Raw genomic sequence first — 16,496 nt, forward strand, 5'->3', positions numbered from 1 at the left:
CGTTAATTGATTGTTAGGCCGATATTCGTGAGGGCCGAGATGTGTGAACCAGCGCCCGCTGGCCTTGCCGAACGCGTCTGCGGCTATCCGATCAACGCTTCAGTGCGCACACGTGGTCACGAGCAGCATGGTCCGGCTGCATTGCCAATCGGACCCCAACATTGGTTCATGGACTCCACGAGGAGTACCGACCGCCATGCTGGTACCAGCCGCCACCAGAACAGCGGCCGTCAGCGCGAGCATTCGATACGATGCCAAGTTCCACTTCATCCTTCATTGCGCTTCCCTCCAGTGGAAGGGCGCACGCTAGGCTCAGGAATACCTCCCGCTTGCAGGGTATTTCCTAACAGTCATCACAGTCGCGTGCAGCAAGCACGCTGCGTCAACCGGCGGCCCCTCGAGGCGGTAGGCCCCCGAGGCGCAGTCATACGTGATGCTGCAGTCCCCAGAAGGCGATCAGCGGAAGGGCTGCGGCCCCAATTCCCAGCAATAGGAGAATGGCTTCCAGCATGTCGAAACAAGCCCCGCCCAAGGGAATCATACACATGGGTGAAACTTAGTCATCGTGGACTGGCCTGCCCCGGTCCGATCTGATCAAAGAAAAACTCGCCGGCCTCCCCTATCGTGAGCACCGCATCATCAACCGGCAATTAAGGGATCTGGAACTATCTTACACATAAGTTCTTCCGTTCTGAATGGCCACTGGAGGCTAACAGATGACGGATGAACAGCTAGCTCTTCAAGCTGTTAGTGACGCCCAGCGCATTTTGGAAGAATACTTAGAACCGAGGCCCCGCAATAACGAGCGCATCATCTTGGACAAGCTGGTGGAAGTGCTCGAGCGGCCAGATCTTCTGGTCGCCGTTCATCGGATGCAGCGCGGCTCGTAAGCGCTCCGTTGTCGCGCCGTTGCTGGTCGGCTCGTGCGAATTCGAGCCAGTCCTCAGCAAGCTTTAGCCACGGCTCCGCATCGACGGACTGACGGGCTTGCGCCGCCCGTTCCCTGCACACCTCAGCTAACTGGTAGAAGCGAAGTACATCTTCCGACATGCAAAATGACGCAACTAGGCCCATCATCCCGCCTCAAGAGTATCGCCTCTTCCGACACTCTCTGTCGAATATCTCACATATCATCCCTGATTGGGGTGAATCCTCGCCACTGTGCTAAATGGGCAACCCCACCGGCCCGCAGACGCTTTCAGGTGCCGGCTTTGCCGGTTGCCAGCACCATAGAGGCAGACGCCGCGTGATAACTCAGCAGGTGGCGTACCAACCATCAGGGAACGGCAGCAGAGGCCATTCGCCCGCGGTGTCATTCGCGGCCTCCGGCTCGGCGACGATTGGCCCACTTGCCGAAGGACACCACGCAGGACGCGCCCCCGGCGCGCGATCATAGGGGTGCTGGTCGGAAGGCCCTGTGCTGCTGAAGTGCATAGACTCGATCGAGGGCATAAGTGCACCCCGCTCATAATATCTCAACAATTAAATTGTTAATGTAGCTATTAAATATTAACTATTTGACTTGTTCAATCACGAAATGGTTGAATAGGTTTCTCCTACCGCCGCCCCTGCGCGGTATTAAGGCCAGCGACCATGTCCTTGGCATTTCCGCACTGGCTGATGATCGCAGGGGCCCTACTGGTGGGTGCCGGCTATATTGGTGTCCTCGTCAGCGGAAAGAAAGCGAACAGAGTTGATCGACCTCCAGGCGAGCCGATCGATCTGCCGGCTTTGCCGCTCCTCAACTCTCATGACCCGCAGTAGCTCACGCGCCTTCCCCTACGACGAGGGTTAGCAATGGCTGTCAGAATTGAATGGGGTCCGCTTGAGGCGATAACGAACGTCCGCAACGAAGCGTGCAAGGCCCGAGACTTCATCATCCACTCCCATGATGGACACGTGCAGGGGCAGATTGTCGTGCCTGACGACGCCGATCAGTTCGTCATGGGGGCATGTGAAATCCGGCTTCTCGAACTGCTAAAGGATGCCGTCAAGGAACTGGAGCGGTGAAAGCGCCGAAGATCGCAGCACCAAAGCGTGTACTCAATTTCGATACACGTGATCAAAGCGCCCTCCCCGCCGGCGCGAGCCAGCGGGCCCTGTCCCAGCCACGCCTACAGTCTCAGATTACCTGCGGACTGCTTGCCCCGATCGCTCACGATCTCGTAGCTCACCTTTGCACCTTCTGCCAAACCACTGAAGCCAGCCTTCTCCACTGCTGATATGTGGACAAAGACGTCCTTCCCGCCGTCGTCGGGCTGAATGAAGCCATAGCCTTTGGTCGCGTTGAACCACTTCACAATACCTGTTGCCACGCGCGTCTCTCCTGAAAAATGACCGTGGCAACATGACAGAAGCTGATAAAAACGAAAAGCCCGCCAACTTAGGACTTAGTTTAAAATGCGAGTTGGATGCATGACCGCTTATACTGGGACAGGCGTCATGTTGCCCACATGAGGAAGGCAGCCAACGTGAACCGGCGCCTCCTGTGAATTTCCAACGATGGACCAGCAGGGAACGAACACCTCAATAGGGAGCTTGAGAATCTTGCCGGCTCCCCGCGGAGCTGGCGGAGCGGCTCCGGCCACCCAAAAGTCCCCCTTGAAGCCGGGGCAATCTCACTGCTGGGCGCGTACACAGTCGGGACGAACTCGTCGGCTTGGAAATGGCCGTCAGTGTGAACCGGCGAATTTTGTTGCAATCAAATGCGACGCGCTAACGCACTGAGCGCAGATAATGGTCTTGTCGGTTGGCGCGGTTCATCTCAGCGAAGGCCTTCCCCAACTCTTCCGCCGTATGCTTCGCCTTGAAATTCCCCCATGCGACCATGAATCGCCGCTTCGCTTCATCGAGCGAGCCAGCTTCCCCGAACGGCGGACCGGGAAGCGTCACGATGCACGTCCACAACCAGAACCCCGGGGAGCGTTCGTTGGCGTAGCGGATGCGCCCGACTAGCTGCCGGTCCTCGTGAACCGTGTAATCATCCAGGCCGATCATCCGCAGTGTCAGAGGCATTGTGGCTTGCCGCAGGGTAGAAACGAAAATAAAGCGCGGCGGATTACATTGTGCCAATTAAACCTCGCCTGATCTGCGCGGCGAGGAACCCGTGTCCTCACGGCGCCGTTGCTGTCTCGCTAGCTTGCCCAAGCTGGCGGTGCGGCCCCGGCGTACCTCAAGAGCCAACCCTGAAGCCGGGGCCGTCTCTCCCCCATCGGTCTTTTCGGAGCATATGTTGTTGCGCGGCGCACAACGCAGGTCCTGCCGCCGTAACTCCAGCTTGCGTCACGACCGCGTGCACGAAACCGTTTCGAGCCTCACACGGAATGACGCTGAAACAACGCCCTCCAAAACTGAACGGCATTGACGTCCTCTCGAGGAGGGTAATATGCGGAAACTATTTTCGGTGCGGCCTTCCTGGCGATCGCATTCGTGGGGTGTTCAACGATTATCTCGGCGGCCCTTTCTGCAGCCCGGGATGGCAAGGCCGCAACATTCTCCGAACGCTTTGCACCCGCGCTGAAGTCCGCCTCGAGCGGCTAAATGCACTCACAGCCCTTGTGAACCTGATCTGGCGACGGCTTGCTTACATGAAACTGGCGGGCACCGGGGCGCGGCGGTGGCAAGGGCACAAAGTCAGCAAGCCTCGCCTGCAGCTCTAGCTCCCCAAACGGCGTGGTGAGGACGGGAAGCATATGCAGGCCGAGTTGGACTCCGAGCGTCGCCAATGCCAGCAACGCTTGCGAATGAGGAGGCCCGAACAAGAGCACCCGGCCACCAAAGCGCTCGCCCGCGAGTCGCTCCAAAACACGGACCGCTTCCATGCCCTCGCCAGCAAACCCGAGCAGAAGCAGATCAGGAATGTCGGCGTTGATTACTCCGGTTACTTCGGCTGAATGAGCGCATTCACAGATGGCGAATCCGAGTTCTTGAAGCGCTTCACAAAGAAAAGATCGAATGTGTTTCTTCGAGTCAGCCACGCAGATGCGAGGCACGACTTTTCGTTGGCCAAACCTGATCGGTTTGACTGCGTTGTCTTTTTCCAAAGCCCGTTCCCCGCCCCAAAAGGTGTCACACGGCCTGTTCAATACCGCGAGAACGAAGTGGTTTCCGTCTCTGTTTTGAGATTGAACCGTTAGGCTTAATCGCCACAATGAAAGTCAATTTGGATGTGCCGTCTACCCCACTACTTCTAGTGATCTGCGTCTCTCCGGCCAATGTTTGGCCACCTCTCTGAACCAATTGAACATCTCGTTCAAACTTCCAGCGGTCTGAAGCGCCACGAGCATCCATCGCGGTCCCTTCCGCCTGAGGCCGCGCAAATCCGCTCGCAGCAGCAGCGCCAGCGCGGCTGGAAGCTTTACTCCTTCCATGCCCCGGCATTGGGGCTTAACCCAGTTTGGAGTTTGGCGATCTGGTCTTCGGTCTGTCCGTTGGACCAGGACGTCGGTAATCGCTGCGCTGACGGGGGCCTTGTCCTTGACGACGCCGTTGGCGAAAGACACGACTAGGCTTGCGCATGCTGGTTCCAACGATGATTCAAGCTCTCCGTGAGCCTTCTTGCGGATCATCGCACGGAAACCGGCTATGATTTCTCGAGCTTCCACCAGGAGAGGAATGCCTTGCTCAATTGCCGCAATAGTGACGGTCTCTGACTTTGATAGCGTATCGCGGCCATTGGTCATCAGCGCGCGATAGGTCTCGCGGACGGTACGCGCTGCAGGCTCTGAGCATTGGACATTTCGGCACGCCAACGGCGTGTCCCCATTCGGCAACGACTCGCACCGGGCTAAATCCCTGCGCCTTGAGGCAACCCCACAGGTCGGCGCCATTATAGTGACCAGCGGACCACTGAACATCGAGCCATGGCAGGCAACGCACGGAGCGTCTTAGGTGACTCGCGGCCTCTCGCCCCACCAAACTGTGGCGGTCCGTTCAATGTCCTCCTCGTGTCTATAATCAGGGCGAAGACATTCACGCCACTGATTGAATCCCTGCACGTACAGGCGGTGTTGACGCTCGCTTCGCCAGAGAGCTCTAGAACTGATGCCGTTAACGTGGTGCGTTGCAGCGAGCTATCTGCTTGCTGCGCTGCGTCTACGTTCCGCCATGGGTAGTACATCACCTTTCTACATATGAATCGGGGATGTGCCGGAACGTGCGTTATGAGTTTGCATTGTTTCTCTGTTTTGTGATTTGTAGCGAGGTCGATCATGCGCCCGCTTTCTGGAATGATAATGATTGCAGCGGTCTCAACTTGGACGGGGCTTCACGCGACCCCTGCTGTCGGGCAAACATTCAATGACAGATGGTCCGTCGTTCCAAAGGCTCACGCGGAGCCCGCTCCTGAAGTACTCGATCAGGCAAAGAAGGAGGAGCCGCAAGCGCAGTCTCCGAACGGACAAGAGCCTTTGAAAGATCGTTCAGGGGCTCAATCTTTCAATCGATTCATTTCCGGAAAAGCCTCTTACTATTCGTATTCCAAAGGCAAGACAGCGAGCGGTTCATCGTTTGATCGGAATCTACTAACCGCGGCGCACCGCCGTCTGCCGTTCGGCACGAGAGTCCGCGTCACTGATCTTGAGACGAATAAGTCGGTGGTCGTTCGTATCACCGACCGCGGACCATGGGTCCGTGGCCGCGTCCTCGACCTCTCGCTGGCGGCCGCGCGCAGCTTGGGGATTACAAATCGTGGCGTTGCTCAAGTCCGTGCTGAGGTGTTGTAGCAGACGTGCATTGCCGTGCGAAAGGACGCAACCGCCGCCCACGCGCCCCTACGTCAATAGTCCGGCTTTTGGCCTGAAACGAATTTGCCGTGTCTCTAAAGAACCCTGACGCTATCGCGGCCCTCGTATCGGCCCTTAGGCTCGTCCACGGAGACGAAGTCGCGCGAACCATGCTCCAGGAAGGTATGAGCCTCGCCACGCTGATCGACACGATGTTCTCCGCGCCGATAGCACATCGCGATGCCGTTCGATACGTCGCGAGTGCCTTAGATGACTTCGCCATTACACCAGAACTTGGCCCGGTCTGGCATCTTCGTTACCTGTATGATGATCAGCCCGGCTCATTTCGCATCGTCGATTTGGAGATAGCCACGCCGGCCGGTACGCTGTCTAGCAACGACCTTTGGCTTCGGCTGCCCGTCTAACTAGCTCCCAAGCTCTGCAAGGCCGAACCGTGCTTCTACGATTAGCCGGAACCCCCTGCCCTACGTGCCGGCCTTGTAGGTCTTGATCGTGCCGGCCCGGTATGTCACAGCATGAGAGGACGCCGCTGCAGCTCATCGATGCCCTTTCTCCGCAGGGCTGCGTCTTTACATGCCATGGCCTGAGCCCAGTTGGCCGCGATGATCTAACTGCTCCCCCGCCCGTTCACGTCGGCGAAATTGCGAGATCGGTGACGCCGAGCGAGGCCTGAACTCTTGATCGCACTTGCATCCTGCGTGCAGGATGGCAGCTCTCTTAAATCCGCGAGGGATCGACCTTCCGAGCACGAACGCGACGAAGAGCGACTGCAAGGACGATTTTAGAAGCTAGCAATTGAAACCGGCGTGTACAGAAAGTATTCGCAGTTGAGCGGCGCGAGGCGTGCGAAAAGGACACTATGCCTGTCGAAGTCGCGAGAGCCCAGCAGGACGAAGAGGTTCACATCCTTGCGGGCGGATGCCCATAGTGGCATCACGTATTGCGATTTGGCCGAGTTACCGTAGTTCATTACCGTAGCTTATTTCTAGAACCGACCAAGGCTTGCGAAAAATGAACATCTTCGCGAGGGTTTAGCGCCCACAGTTTGGAGGAGTGGATATCCTCTAACTTCCGAAGTTTGGGGATTATTGACAGAAGCACTCGAGAACGCTCCGCGAGCCTCCTCCTGGGCGCAACAAAGCGTCCGCCACGTCCAGGTTAAATGTGCTCCATGCCGCGAGTTCCTCGAAGTCGCTAATGTGGTGTGCCGCGCGACAAGTTCGTTGCTCGCTTGATGCTTGCATCTGGAGGGAACGTTGGATGTTGCACCCGCATTAAGAGGCGTCGGCACTCTTGCCGGCATACAAGAGGAGATTCCATCAATGAGGAGATTTATCTAGGAGTGCCGATCAGCGCCGCATTGTTGGCTATCGGTGCATTCGCAAACGCTCAAGGAACTTCGACGGGTGGGTCGAGTGGTCACGATCTCAAACAATGCTGGGACGTGGCTAATAAGGTGGTTCGGGACGTAAGCGGCGCCACCGCAACTGGACCATCCGGAAATACCACGGTCGGCTCAACAACATCACCTGGGTCAAGCTCTGGCACTTCTTCCGCTGCTTCTTCCGGTACGAGCGCCAACGCCAATGCTTCCTCGCGCCCAGCAGGAATGCCCGACTGCTAGCGATCCGATCGCGCCGGTAAAAGTGCTGACCTGGTACTCCCCCGCTCAACGGGGGTTTTTTTCGCCGAGGTGGCTCCCCAGCCGCAAGACAGGGTAGACTTCGGTAAGAGGCGCTGACATTCACTAGCCGTGCCGCGTGGGAATTCCATCGTTGCACAAGACGTGATCCCGCGTACTCTGCGAGTGGGTTGGTGCACCAGAGCCAGTCCGGTCAGCGTAGCTACTTGTGAGAAGAGCGAGAGGAAGTGTGCGGCACCTGATATGTGGTGGCGAAGAAGCGCCGCATTGAACGGCGAAACTCCTCGGAGGCGGCTACTCAGTCCACAAATGTTAAAAAGCGGGAGGAACTCTACATGAAGAAGCAGTGGCGTTATTCTTGTTTCCCTGTTGTTATTGGTGTGACGCTTATGGCGTCAGGGGCGTTTGCGCAATCCGTGGACACGGCCCGGATTGAATCCGCCGGTCAGAACGATTGGCTGACCTATCATGGCTCATACAAGTCGTATCACTACAGCCCGCTAGCACAGATCAATCCCAGTAACGTAAGCAATCTGGGCGTTGCCTGGATCCATATTCCGGGACGTTCCACGCGAGGGCTGCAATCGATGCCTCTCGCGGCCGACGGGGTACTCTACTACACTGGGTCCTACAGCCGCACGTTTGCACTGAACGGCGCTACCGGTGAGGTGATCTGGTCTTACTTCCCCGAGTTGGACGAGGCCCTGATCGCGCGGCAGACCCACTCCCCCTATAATCGCGGTGCCGCCATCGGCGAAGGGAAGGTCTATGTCGGAACCATGGATGGCCGCCTCATCGCGCTCGACATGAAGACCGGAAAGGTCATGTGGGACACCAAGCTGATCGATTCCCAAAAGCTGACCGTTGGTTTCACCGGAGCGCCGCTTTACGCCAAGGGCACAGTGGTGATCGGCGCGCAAGGCGGCGAATGGCCGGGCCGGGGTCCGATCTTCGGTGTTGATGCAGCAACCGGCAAGAAGAAATGGGAATTCCTGACGGTTGCCGGCACCGACGACGCCATAAAGACCTGGGGCAATGACTCGTGGCGGACCGGCGGCGGCGGCGGCTGGATGCCTGGCACCTACGACGGCGAGACAAACACAATTCTGTGGGGGACTGCAAACCCGGCTCCGCTCTACGACTGGTCGGGAGCCGATTACAAGACGCAAGGGGCGCGCCCCGGAGACAATCTCTACACCACCTCAGTGCTTGCGCTCGATATCGACACCGGCAAGCTGAAGTCATATCATCAGGAGCTACCTCACGACGCCTGGGACTTTGATAGCGCGGTCGGCGAGTTTGTGATGCTCGATCGCGATGGCCAGAAGTACATCGTCCATCCGAACAAGAGCGGATATATCTTCGTTTACGACCGCAACCTCGCCGTCAAAAACGTATGGCGGATCACGCAGAACAGCAATTTCGTCAAGGATATCGATCCCAAGACGGGTGAGCTAATCGGTCGCCGCGACTTCTCCGCCGGGAAGGCTTCCGAACCATTGTGCCCTCACATATCTGGTGGGGTGAGCTGGAATTCCGGATCGTATAACCCGAAGACAGGCCTCTATTACAAGCTCGGCCAGGAATGGTGCATGACGCTCGAAGTTCAGAAGACGACTCCGATCGTTGCTCCTCAGGCCCAACTCAACATCGGAGCCGACTTCAAGATCGCTCCGCCGCCCGGCGGTGAGATCTATGGCCATCTGGATGCGCGCGATCCCATCACCGGCGCCAAGAAGTGGGAAGTGCGCTTCCCCGAGCCGCCGCTCGGAAGCGTATTGTCCACTGGAGGCAATCTGGTATTCGTCCCGGACTCGCGCGGCACGGTCCATGCTTACGATGCCGATTCCGGTGCCGAATTGTGGAGCCACGGCGACGGCACCGGCCACCAAGGCGGCATCATCAGCTACGCCGTCAATGGTAAGCAGTACATCGCGGTCGTCGCCGGCTTCGGCGGCATGGCGTCGGATGACTACGCGCCGACCTTCGGCGGCGTCTACAAGAGCATGCCTCGCGACGACGGCGCGCTCATCGTTTACAGTCTGAAATAATGCTCGTGACGCCGGGAGGGAGCGGCGTGACGCCGCTCCCTTTGTCAAAGCGGAGCTAACGAAGCTCGGCGCAAATTGGATCCCTGAGAGGTAGGGTTGGCCGGTATGCGATTGGCTTGGAAGATCATGACGTTGTCGACCTCGACACTGGCCGCGCTCCTTACGATTGCCAGCTTGCCCTCTCGCGCGCAGCAACCTACTCCGGGCGCTCCGGATAACCAACAACTCGATGTCGGGCAGTTGTTCGCGACGACCTGTGGTTGGTGTCACTCCGACGGCGGTCGCGCTGCCGGCAAGGGGCCGCAGCTCATGGATAGCAAGCGAGATGACGACTTCATCCGCAACCGCATCAAGAACGGCAAGGAAGGCGCGATGCCGGCTTTCGGCGTGACGTTCAGCGATGCGCAAATCGACGAAATCATGAAATACATCCGCGCCCTGAAGCCACATGAAGGCTAGGCGACATTGATCTACACAGGGGTTTCATGAAAACTTATTTAGCCCTCGTGGTCGGCGCCCTGCTGGAACTAACCAGTATTGCGCAGGCTCGTTCTCTCGACGCGATCCGCAACTCCGGTGTGCTTGGACTATGCGCCCACCCCAACTCGCTTCCTTTCGCCAACAAGGCCGGTGACCCTCCCGGATTTCAGATCGAGTTGGGCAACGCGTTCGCGCGCGAGCTTGGTGTCTCACTGAGGTCAGACTGGATCATCACTCAATACCAGATGCGGAGCGCGGGCTGCGACATCGTGCTCGACATCATCGCCGACCGCGAGGCGCAGGGCGAGACCAATCTGAGGATATCGAAGGCGTATTACCGCACAGGTGTTGCGCTGGCAGTTCCTCATGGAAGCAAACTCACCTCCTTCAAGAGTCTCGATGAGCACTCGAAAGTTGGTGTCCTGGTCGGATCTATGGCGGCCATGACCCTCGGTCGGCGCCACGTGCCCACGTCGACGTTTGGTTTCGAGGTCGACAGCCTAGAGGCTCTTGCCAATCATGAGATTGATGCGGCAGCGGTCACCCCGACGACCGCCAGCTATTTCAATGTGACGCATCCGGACAAGGCGGTACGCATTCTCGAACTCGACGAGAACGAGGCGAACCTTAACTGGAATGTTGCTGTTGGCATGGTGCGCCCGGATGACCAGTTGCGTGAAGCTATCGACGGAGCCCTGGACCGGCTGCGAACCGACGGTACGATCAATCGGATATACGAGCGCTACGGTGTCGTCCTACAAGCGCCAAGATAGCCCAGTATGCCGGCGGAACTCAGCAGGCGAGCTGTTTTAGGATTCATCGCGGCTGGGGCGATGATGACAATCGATTCGACATTCGGTGGAGAGGTGCGGAAAATTGGCCTGCAGCTCTACACGGTTCGTGACCTGCTGAAGGTCGATTTGAGGGGACCCTGAGGAGAGTTGCCATTCTCGGCTACAGCGAGGTGGAGTTTGCCGGCATTCTCGGCTCAGACGTCAGCCACACCCGTAAGCTCCTGCTAGGCCTGGGTCTCACTGCCCCATCACTGCATATCGACTACCCCAGTCTGCGGGACAATGCCCAACCATCGTTCGAGATCGCTCATTTGCTCGGCAGTCGGTTTGTCGTTTGTCCATGGTTGGATCCGTCGGTACGGAAGACCACCGATGATTGGAAGCGGATCTGCGATAATCTGAACACGATTGGTCAATTAGCGTCGCGGTCGAACTTGACCTCGCCTATCATAATCACGACTTCGAGTTTGCTGCCCTGCCCGGTGGCATCCAGCCGTATGATGTTTTGCTGAGGCGCACGGACGAGCGCTTGGTCAAGTTCGAGCTCGATGTTTATTGGGCAACCAAAGGAAATCTCGATTCTGCGCGCGTCTTGAGGGCAAATCCATTGCGGTTTCCACTGGTTCATCTCAAGGACATGGCAAAAGATGGTTCGACCACCGAACTAGGTCGCGGCACGATCGACTTTGCCAGCATACTCGAAGCTGCGCGCCAGAGCGGCGTGAGACATGTTCTCGTCGAACAGGATGTTTCAACTGATCCGCTGCGGAGCATAGAGACAAGCATCGCATTTCTTCGGAACCAGCCATATCTTTCGCGCGGGTTCATTCGGCCACGCACACCGTAATGCTTGTGATCAACCACACCTGATCGTGACTCCCCTGGAGCCCCTGGAGGAACTAGCATGTCGGTGCCGGCGGTCCCCTTGCCGGCCGAAGCGAGAGGCTAGACCCCAGTTTCCCCGACCCGGGAGCTGGGGCTTTTTTTGAACCCGTTTGGCTCATCTCATCCCTACGCGATCGACCTCGGGGCGGGTGCGCACAGCGAGATGCGCCCCATTCGCCAAGGATTGCCTTCTTCACGCTCAGCGCACTGCTCGACTTCTTGGCCCATCTTTCTCGTGCTACAATTTACGATGTCCGAACGACAGCACTGCTTGGCAAGCAGTTCGGATCGCCGATCAGCGTCTCGCAAAAATTGTCAATGCAACAGGGAGGTGATGATGAACAGACGCGCGTTTCTCACCACAACAGCAGCCGCGACAATGGCAGCAACCGTGAAAATGGCTTCGGCTGCGAGCGTAGCGCCATTCGGTCAAACGGGCGCTCCAACCAGGTCGACCGAGCCGTTGCCATTGGGGCCGCTATCGGGAAGTCGCTACCCGGATGCTCACCTGGAATCCATGAAGAAGAGCAAGGCCACGTTCGGGTCGGCTGACTTTCCGGCGTTCGCCGGAACGATGGCGGTAGAACGCGTCGCAACGGGATTTCGATGGGCCGAGGGGCCGGTCTACTTCCCGGCTGGCCGCTATGTCCTGTTCAGCGATATTCCAAACCGCATCATGCGCTTCTCGGAAGACGACGGTCACGTCAGCGTGTTCCGCCAGCCATCCATGAACTCGAACGGTAACACCATCGATCGCGAGGGCCGTTTGATCACCTGCGAGCATTCTGGCCGACGCGTTACCAGGACTGAATTGGACGGTTCGATCACAATCATTGCTGACAAGTACAATGGCAATAGGTTGAACTCGCCAAACAACGCGGTTGTCACGTCCGATGGTGCGATCTGGTTCACCGATCCGGCCTACGGCATCGGCGGCTTCTATGAGGGCATCAAGGCCGAGCCCGAGCAGGAAAAGCACAACGTTTACCGCGTCGATCCTAAATCACGGGACATCAAGGTGATCGCCGATGATTTCGTCGAGCCGAACGGGACTACCGTTCGCGCCCGACGAGAAGAAGCTCTATGTGATCGACACCGGTTTCACCGACGGGCCCGACAATCCCTCTCACATCCGGGTGTTCGACCTTGATGTCGCCGCTGGAAAGGCGTCGAACAGCAAGGTCTTTGCGGAAATGCCCAAGCCCAGCATTACCGACGGCTTACGCTGTGACACCGAGGGTCGTGTCTGGTGCTCCGTGGGTTGGGGCGATCCGACCGAGGACGGGGTGCGCTGCTATACGCCAGGGGGCGAACTGCTAGGTAAGATCCACATTCCGGAAACCGTCGCCAATCTTTGCTTCGGCGGCCAGCAACGAAATAGACTTTACATCTGCGGTTCGACCTCTCTGTACGCAGTCTACACAAGCGCGCAGGGCGCAATGAAGCCATGACGGTCCGACGATCAGCATGACTTGATCCGGTAAAAAGGCGGCCTTTCGGAATCTGACGCGGGCTGCGCCTCACGCGGCCCGCGTGAGTGGACCTGTCTGCGATGTCAGGTTCGGCGCGCTCTTCAACACGCCTCATTGGGCAGCCAGCGCCGCCACGGCATCCGCTATTCCCGCAGCATCTGCATAGGTAACCATGTGACCGGCATCCTCGACCAGATGTAGCACCGAGCTAGGCAACACCTCGTGCAGGCGGCGCGACTGGTCGGCCTCGATGAGCCGGTCACCCTTTCCATGCAGGATCCTAACGGGAGACCGGATGCCCTGATACTGAAGCTGCAACTGCGCGGCCGCTGGAATAAGGAACGCGCTCTCCTCGGCGGCCGCCCTCAACTGCTTGGGCCGGAGAGCCAACGAGATCGGAAATTCATTCTTGAATTTCGGCGGAATGGCACGCGGCGCGAACAGCGTGCGCATCAGCTTCGGCGTAATAGCCCACGATATGATCGGCGAGATAGTGTAGCGCATCAGATCCCCGAGCAGCGGCAGTGCCGGACCTGACATGAGCCAAAAATCCATCCGAAAGGTTGGAAAATAGTAGCCGGACACAAGCACGAGCCCACCCACGGCATAACCGCTTCGCAGCGCCAGCGCGATTGCCACCAGCGTTCCCCAGGAGTGGCCGAGCACCACGGGATTGCGCACTCCAAGCTGATCAAGAGCCTTCGCGAACAAGGAAGCTTGCGTTGTGGCCGTCCAGATGCGCGTGCGCGGACGGTCGCTGTAGCCAAATCCTGGCCGGTCGAAGCAAACGACGCGATAGTCTTGGGCCAGGCGGTCGACCAAACCGCTTAGGACGAGATCCTGAATCATGGTGCCGTTCCCGTGAAACAGGACCACGCAAGGGGCGGCGGTATCGCCCCGTTCAATATAGTGAAGGCGCACTCCGTCGCACTCGGTAAAGACGCCGATCGGGGGATTCTTTCGCTCCGCTGCCACCTGAAACGCGATGTTGCCGAGGATCAAAACGACAAGTCCTGCCAAAACGATCATCAGCACGGCTTCTGTTGTGGACATGGTGTCAACCTATATGCGCGATGGCGGGTACCTCGGATTGGGCGCACCGAGGCCGCTTAGGGCCGATGCTGATTCGGCTCCCTCGTTGTGAGCCGCGCGCCCCAGCCGAAAGCAAGCAACCGCGCGTGCGTGATCCGCGTTCGCTTCCATCCTTTGCCGCAGCGGATACGGCTTGCAGTTATCGTCCCGACAGAGCGGTGAGCTCTTGGGGCGGATTGATGCGCCAGACCGGATAAGCCGCCAGTTCTTTCGAATGCTGCCCGACCATATCGAGCCGTCTGTTTGTAAACTCCGTAATGACGCCAAAAAATTCAGTCGGTGACTTGATCGTCGCAAGTCTGAGGCCGAATTCAAAAGCAAATTGCGCGTTGGCCGCGGCTATCTCAAGAAGCTTCGCTTGATACGCCTGCATGTTTGCCGTCGCTAAAGCAACGCCTTTCGTTGGATCGCTATCCGTGATTCTCGGACTGAGGTCATCCGGTAAGGCATCCACCCGAGGCTCAATGAGAGGAACCTCGTGTTTAGAGTCATCATAAAGCCCAAGGGGCGGTTCAATCGAGACTGCCGCAACAGAGCGAAGTAAATCCTGTTTCGGGCTTCGAACAATGGCCTGCTTGTTCTGTTGGGGCCGCGCGGCCATTTTCGGATTGCGGGCGCGCTTCGGCGCTGTCGCCGGCTTGCGTTTGCTCATCTGACACTCCAAGAAAATGGGGGGCGACCACAACGGTCATTTCTGAAAGGACAACAGGCTTTGTGACGTGGCGTTCCAAGCCCTTGCATTGTTGGAGTCCCGCATGAACTGAGATCAATCGGACGTTCTGCGCTGTCGAGGATGATTTTAGGTAGCAACTCCAACCAACAAACGTCTAGCTGGCGATCTTCCAGACCTATGCTCAACGGCGTCAGGCTGAGAACGATCGGGCCTCCGCGCGTTGCGCTCTCCAAAGGACCGCTTTCTCGCCGACGTTCTCATCACGGTCGTCAAGCCGCCGGGAGACATCGACGGATGGCACATACCGAACGTTGCCGAGAGGATTATTCCAAAGTCCCGGTGATCTATGCGACCTGTTTCTCGCCCGTCGCGCCCAGCGCTGACGGATAAAGGCCGGCTTCGGCGACGCCAAGCGGTCCGGACGCTCGGCGACGTGCTCGAGGACAACCTGAGCGCCCTGTGAAGCCAGACTACCCACCGAGCGAATGCTCGAGGAAGAAGCGCAGCATTTCCCTCGTCGCATCCGGCCCTTGCGGATCAGTGTAGGACCCGGCGGGGCTACCTCCTGACCACGCGTGTCCGGCGCCATCGATGTTCCAGTGTTCGGAAATCGTCCGACCGGCCCCGTCGATCAGGACGGTGCGAGTATAGGCATGGCCGTGGGGTACGCGTCCGCGAAGTACCGTCGTCGTCGGCCTCGTTGCCCTGGCGGACTGCTCGATAATCTGGTCGCCATTCTTTGGATGCACCGTAGTGTCGCGATCGCCATGGAAAACGATGGTCGGCACGGATATTTTGCTATCCGCAATTGCCTTGAAGCCGCCTCCCTGCCGCATGGCTACGAACGCGGAGGGAAGATCGCTCGCGGCGCCGCACGCGAGGCCTGAATGAATTCCGACGGCCGCGTACAGGTCGCTATACGTTGCGCCCATGATCGCGGCGGCGGCCCCGCCGGCGGACAGCCCCCCGACGTATACGCGTTTCGGATCGATCGCATGGTCGCGCATGATCTCGCGGGTAATGCCGGCGATGATCGAGGGCTCGCCCCCGCTGCGGCGCTGGTCGCCGGTGCGAAACCAGTTCCAGCACTTCGACTGGTTGGCTCCGCTCGGCTGCTCAGGATAGACCACGAAGCAATTCTGCTCTTCCGCCAGAAAGTTCATCCGGGTGCCGGCCGCGAAATCGTCCGGCGACTGGGTGCAGCCGTGAAGCATTACGATCAGGGGAAGCTGTTGTCCCTGACATCGGCTTGGGATGAATAGCTTGTAGGTCCGGCTTCCCGCGGCGTTACTGAAGGTACCGGCGATAAATCGTGTGTTCTCGGGCACGATGTCCGATGGGGACAGAGGAACGCGCGTGATCGGACTTCGCAGGCCGAGCCCGGAAAAATCCCGCATGCCGTCGACCGGTATGGAGCGTCTGCGTCCCTGAGCAGAGCGGGTCGGCGCAATCTGCGGAGCTTCCCGCTCCTCGACAACTTCGGCGGTGGCGTCGATGGTGAGCGGATCGAGCCGCGGGAGCCGAGCCTGAGAGGCGCCGCGAGACTCCGGTCTTGGAGCGCTATCGCCCTGGAGCATGCGCTGCAGCAGCGCGGTGGCCTCGACCAATTGGCCGGCACGCGTGAGGCGGGTTGCTTCGCGGACTATGTCTTGATTCAGCATCG

15 protein-coding genes and 2 pseudogenes are annotated in these 16,496 nt (G+C 58.5%); 10 read left to right on the plus strand and 7 right to left on the minus strand.

The window, feature by feature from the left end; translation table 11 throughout:
• Window positions 1–716: 716 nt before the first annotated feature.
• Both ABIB90_RS34545 and ABIB90_RS34550 read left to right on the plus strand, forming a co-directional pair.
• On the plus strand, window positions 717–890 hold the full coding sequence (locus ABIB90_RS34545; protein ID WP_009859265.1) for a hypothetical protein: 174 nt from the start codon (window positions 717–719) through the stop codon (window positions 888–890).
• 907 nt (window positions 891–1,797) lie between these two features.
• Complete coding sequence (locus ABIB90_RS34550; RefSeq protein WP_354171674.1) at window positions 1,798–2,010, plus strand: hypothetical protein; 213 nt, start codon at window positions 1,798–1,800, stop codon at window positions 2,008–2,010.
• Between the two features lie 104 nt (window positions 2,011–2,114).
• On the opposite strand, the gene ABIB90_RS34555 is transcribed toward ABIB90_RS34550, so the two are convergent.
• From ABIB90_RS34555 to ABIB90_RS41700, 4 genes and pseudogenes are all read right to left on the minus strand, one after another.
• Window positions 2,115–2,315, minus strand: coding sequence for a cold-shock protein (locus ABIB90_RS34555; RefSeq protein WP_007601715.1), 201 nt, complete (start codon window positions 2,313–2,315; stop codon window positions 2,115–2,117).
• A gap of 400 nt (window positions 2,316–2,715) precedes the next feature.
• A complete protein-coding gene (locus ABIB90_RS34560) occupies window positions 2,716–3,015 on the minus strand; it encodes a hypothetical protein (RefSeq protein ID WP_354202304.1) in 300 nt (99 codons plus the stop codon).
• A 521-nt stretch (window positions 3,016–3,536) separates the two neighbouring features.
• Window positions 3,537–4,043 carry an ANTAR domain-containing protein gene (locus ABIB90_RS34565; protein WP_354202305.1) on the minus strand — a complete coding sequence of 169 codons (507 nt, stop codon included), beginning with the start codon at window positions 4,041–4,043 and terminating at the stop codon, window positions 3,537–3,539.
• A 353-nt stretch (window positions 4,044–4,396) separates the two neighbouring features.
• Window positions 4,397–4,869 (minus strand): annotated as a pseudogene (locus ABIB90_RS41700) (ISL3 family transposase); the annotation flags it as partial.
• 365 nt (window positions 4,870–5,234) lie between these two features.
• Here ABIB90_RS41700 and ABIB90_RS34575 point away from each other — a divergent pair.
• The 8 genes and pseudogenes from ABIB90_RS34575 to ABIB90_RS34610 all read left to right on the plus strand — a co-directional run bounded on the left by ABIB90_RS34575 (window position 5,235) and on the right by ABIB90_RS34610 (window position 13,047).
• Window positions 5,235–5,723 (plus strand): septal ring lytic transglycosylase RlpA family protein, encoded by a 489-nt coding sequence (locus ABIB90_RS34575; protein WP_354202306.1) that lies wholly within the window; start codon window positions 5,235–5,237, stop codon window positions 5,721–5,723.
• A 185-nt stretch (window positions 5,724–5,908) separates the two neighbouring features.
• Window positions 5,909–6,148: a hypothetical protein gene (locus ABIB90_RS34580; protein ID WP_354202307.1), complete on the plus strand. Its 240-nt coding sequence runs from the start codon at window positions 5,909–5,911 to the stop codon at window positions 6,146–6,148.
• A gap of 1,573 nt (window positions 6,149–7,721) precedes the next feature.
• Window positions 7,722–9,437 carry a pyrroloquinoline quinone-dependent dehydrogenase gene (locus ABIB90_RS34585; protein WP_354202308.1) on the plus strand — a complete coding sequence of 572 codons (1,716 nt, stop codon included), beginning with the start codon at window positions 7,722–7,724 and terminating at the stop codon, window positions 9,435–9,437.
• A 126-nt stretch (window positions 9,438–9,563) separates the two neighbouring features.
• Window positions 9,564–9,896 carry a c-type cytochrome gene (locus ABIB90_RS34590; RefSeq protein ID WP_009859258.1) on the plus strand — a complete coding sequence of 111 codons (333 nt, stop codon included), beginning with the start codon at window positions 9,564–9,566 and terminating at the stop codon, window positions 9,894–9,896.
• Between the two features lie 26 nt (window positions 9,897–9,922).
• Entirely contained in the window at window positions 9,923–10,690 is a 768-nt protein-coding gene (locus tag ABIB90_RS34595; RefSeq protein WP_009859257.1) for a substrate-binding periplasmic protein, read from the plus strand.
• Between the two features lie 6 nt (window positions 10,691–10,696).
• Window positions 10,697–10,852 (plus strand): hypothetical protein, encoded by a 156-nt coding sequence (locus ABIB90_RS34600; protein ID WP_354202309.1) that lies wholly within the window; start codon window positions 10,697–10,699, stop codon window positions 10,850–10,852.
• Window positions 10,853–11,240: 388 nt separating this feature from the next.
• Window positions 11,241–11,558: a sugar phosphate isomerase/epimerase family protein gene (locus tag ABIB90_RS34605; RefSeq protein WP_354202310.1), complete on the plus strand. Its 318-nt coding sequence runs from the start codon at window positions 11,241–11,243 to the stop codon at window positions 11,556–11,558.
• A 555-nt stretch (window positions 11,559–12,113) separates the two neighbouring features.
• Window positions 12,114–13,047 (plus strand): annotated as a pseudogene (locus tag ABIB90_RS34610) (SMP-30/gluconolactonase/LRE family protein).
• Between the two features lie 132 nt (window positions 13,048–13,179).
• On the opposite strand, the gene ABIB90_RS34615 reads toward ABIB90_RS34610, so the two are convergent.
• From ABIB90_RS34615 to ABIB90_RS34625, 3 genes are all read right to left on the minus strand, one after another.
• Window positions 13,180–14,121, minus strand: coding sequence for an alpha/beta fold hydrolase (locus tag ABIB90_RS34615; protein ID WP_354202311.1), 942 nt, complete (start codon window positions 14,119–14,121; stop codon window positions 13,180–13,182).
• A gap of 178 nt (window positions 14,122–14,299) precedes the next feature.
• Window positions 14,300–14,812, minus strand: a complete 513-nt coding sequence (locus ABIB90_RS34620) for a phasin family protein (RefSeq protein WP_354202312.1) — start codon at window positions 14,810–14,812, stop codon at window positions 14,300–14,302.
• 491 nt (window positions 14,813–15,303) lie between these two features.
• Window positions 15,304–16,494 (minus strand): extracellular catalytic domain type 1 short-chain-length polyhydroxyalkanoate depolymerase, encoded by a 1,191-nt coding sequence (locus ABIB90_RS34625; protein ID WP_354202313.1) that lies wholly within the window; start codon window positions 16,492–16,494, stop codon window positions 15,304–15,306.
• Between the last annotated feature and the right edge of the window lie 2 nt (window positions 16,495–16,496).

Source organism: Bradyrhizobium sp. JR4.1, from assembly GCF_040548605.1.
In the GTDB taxonomy this organism is placed as follows: Bacteria; Pseudomonadota; Alphaproteobacteria; order Rhizobiales; family Xanthobacteraceae; genus Bradyrhizobium; species Bradyrhizobium canariense.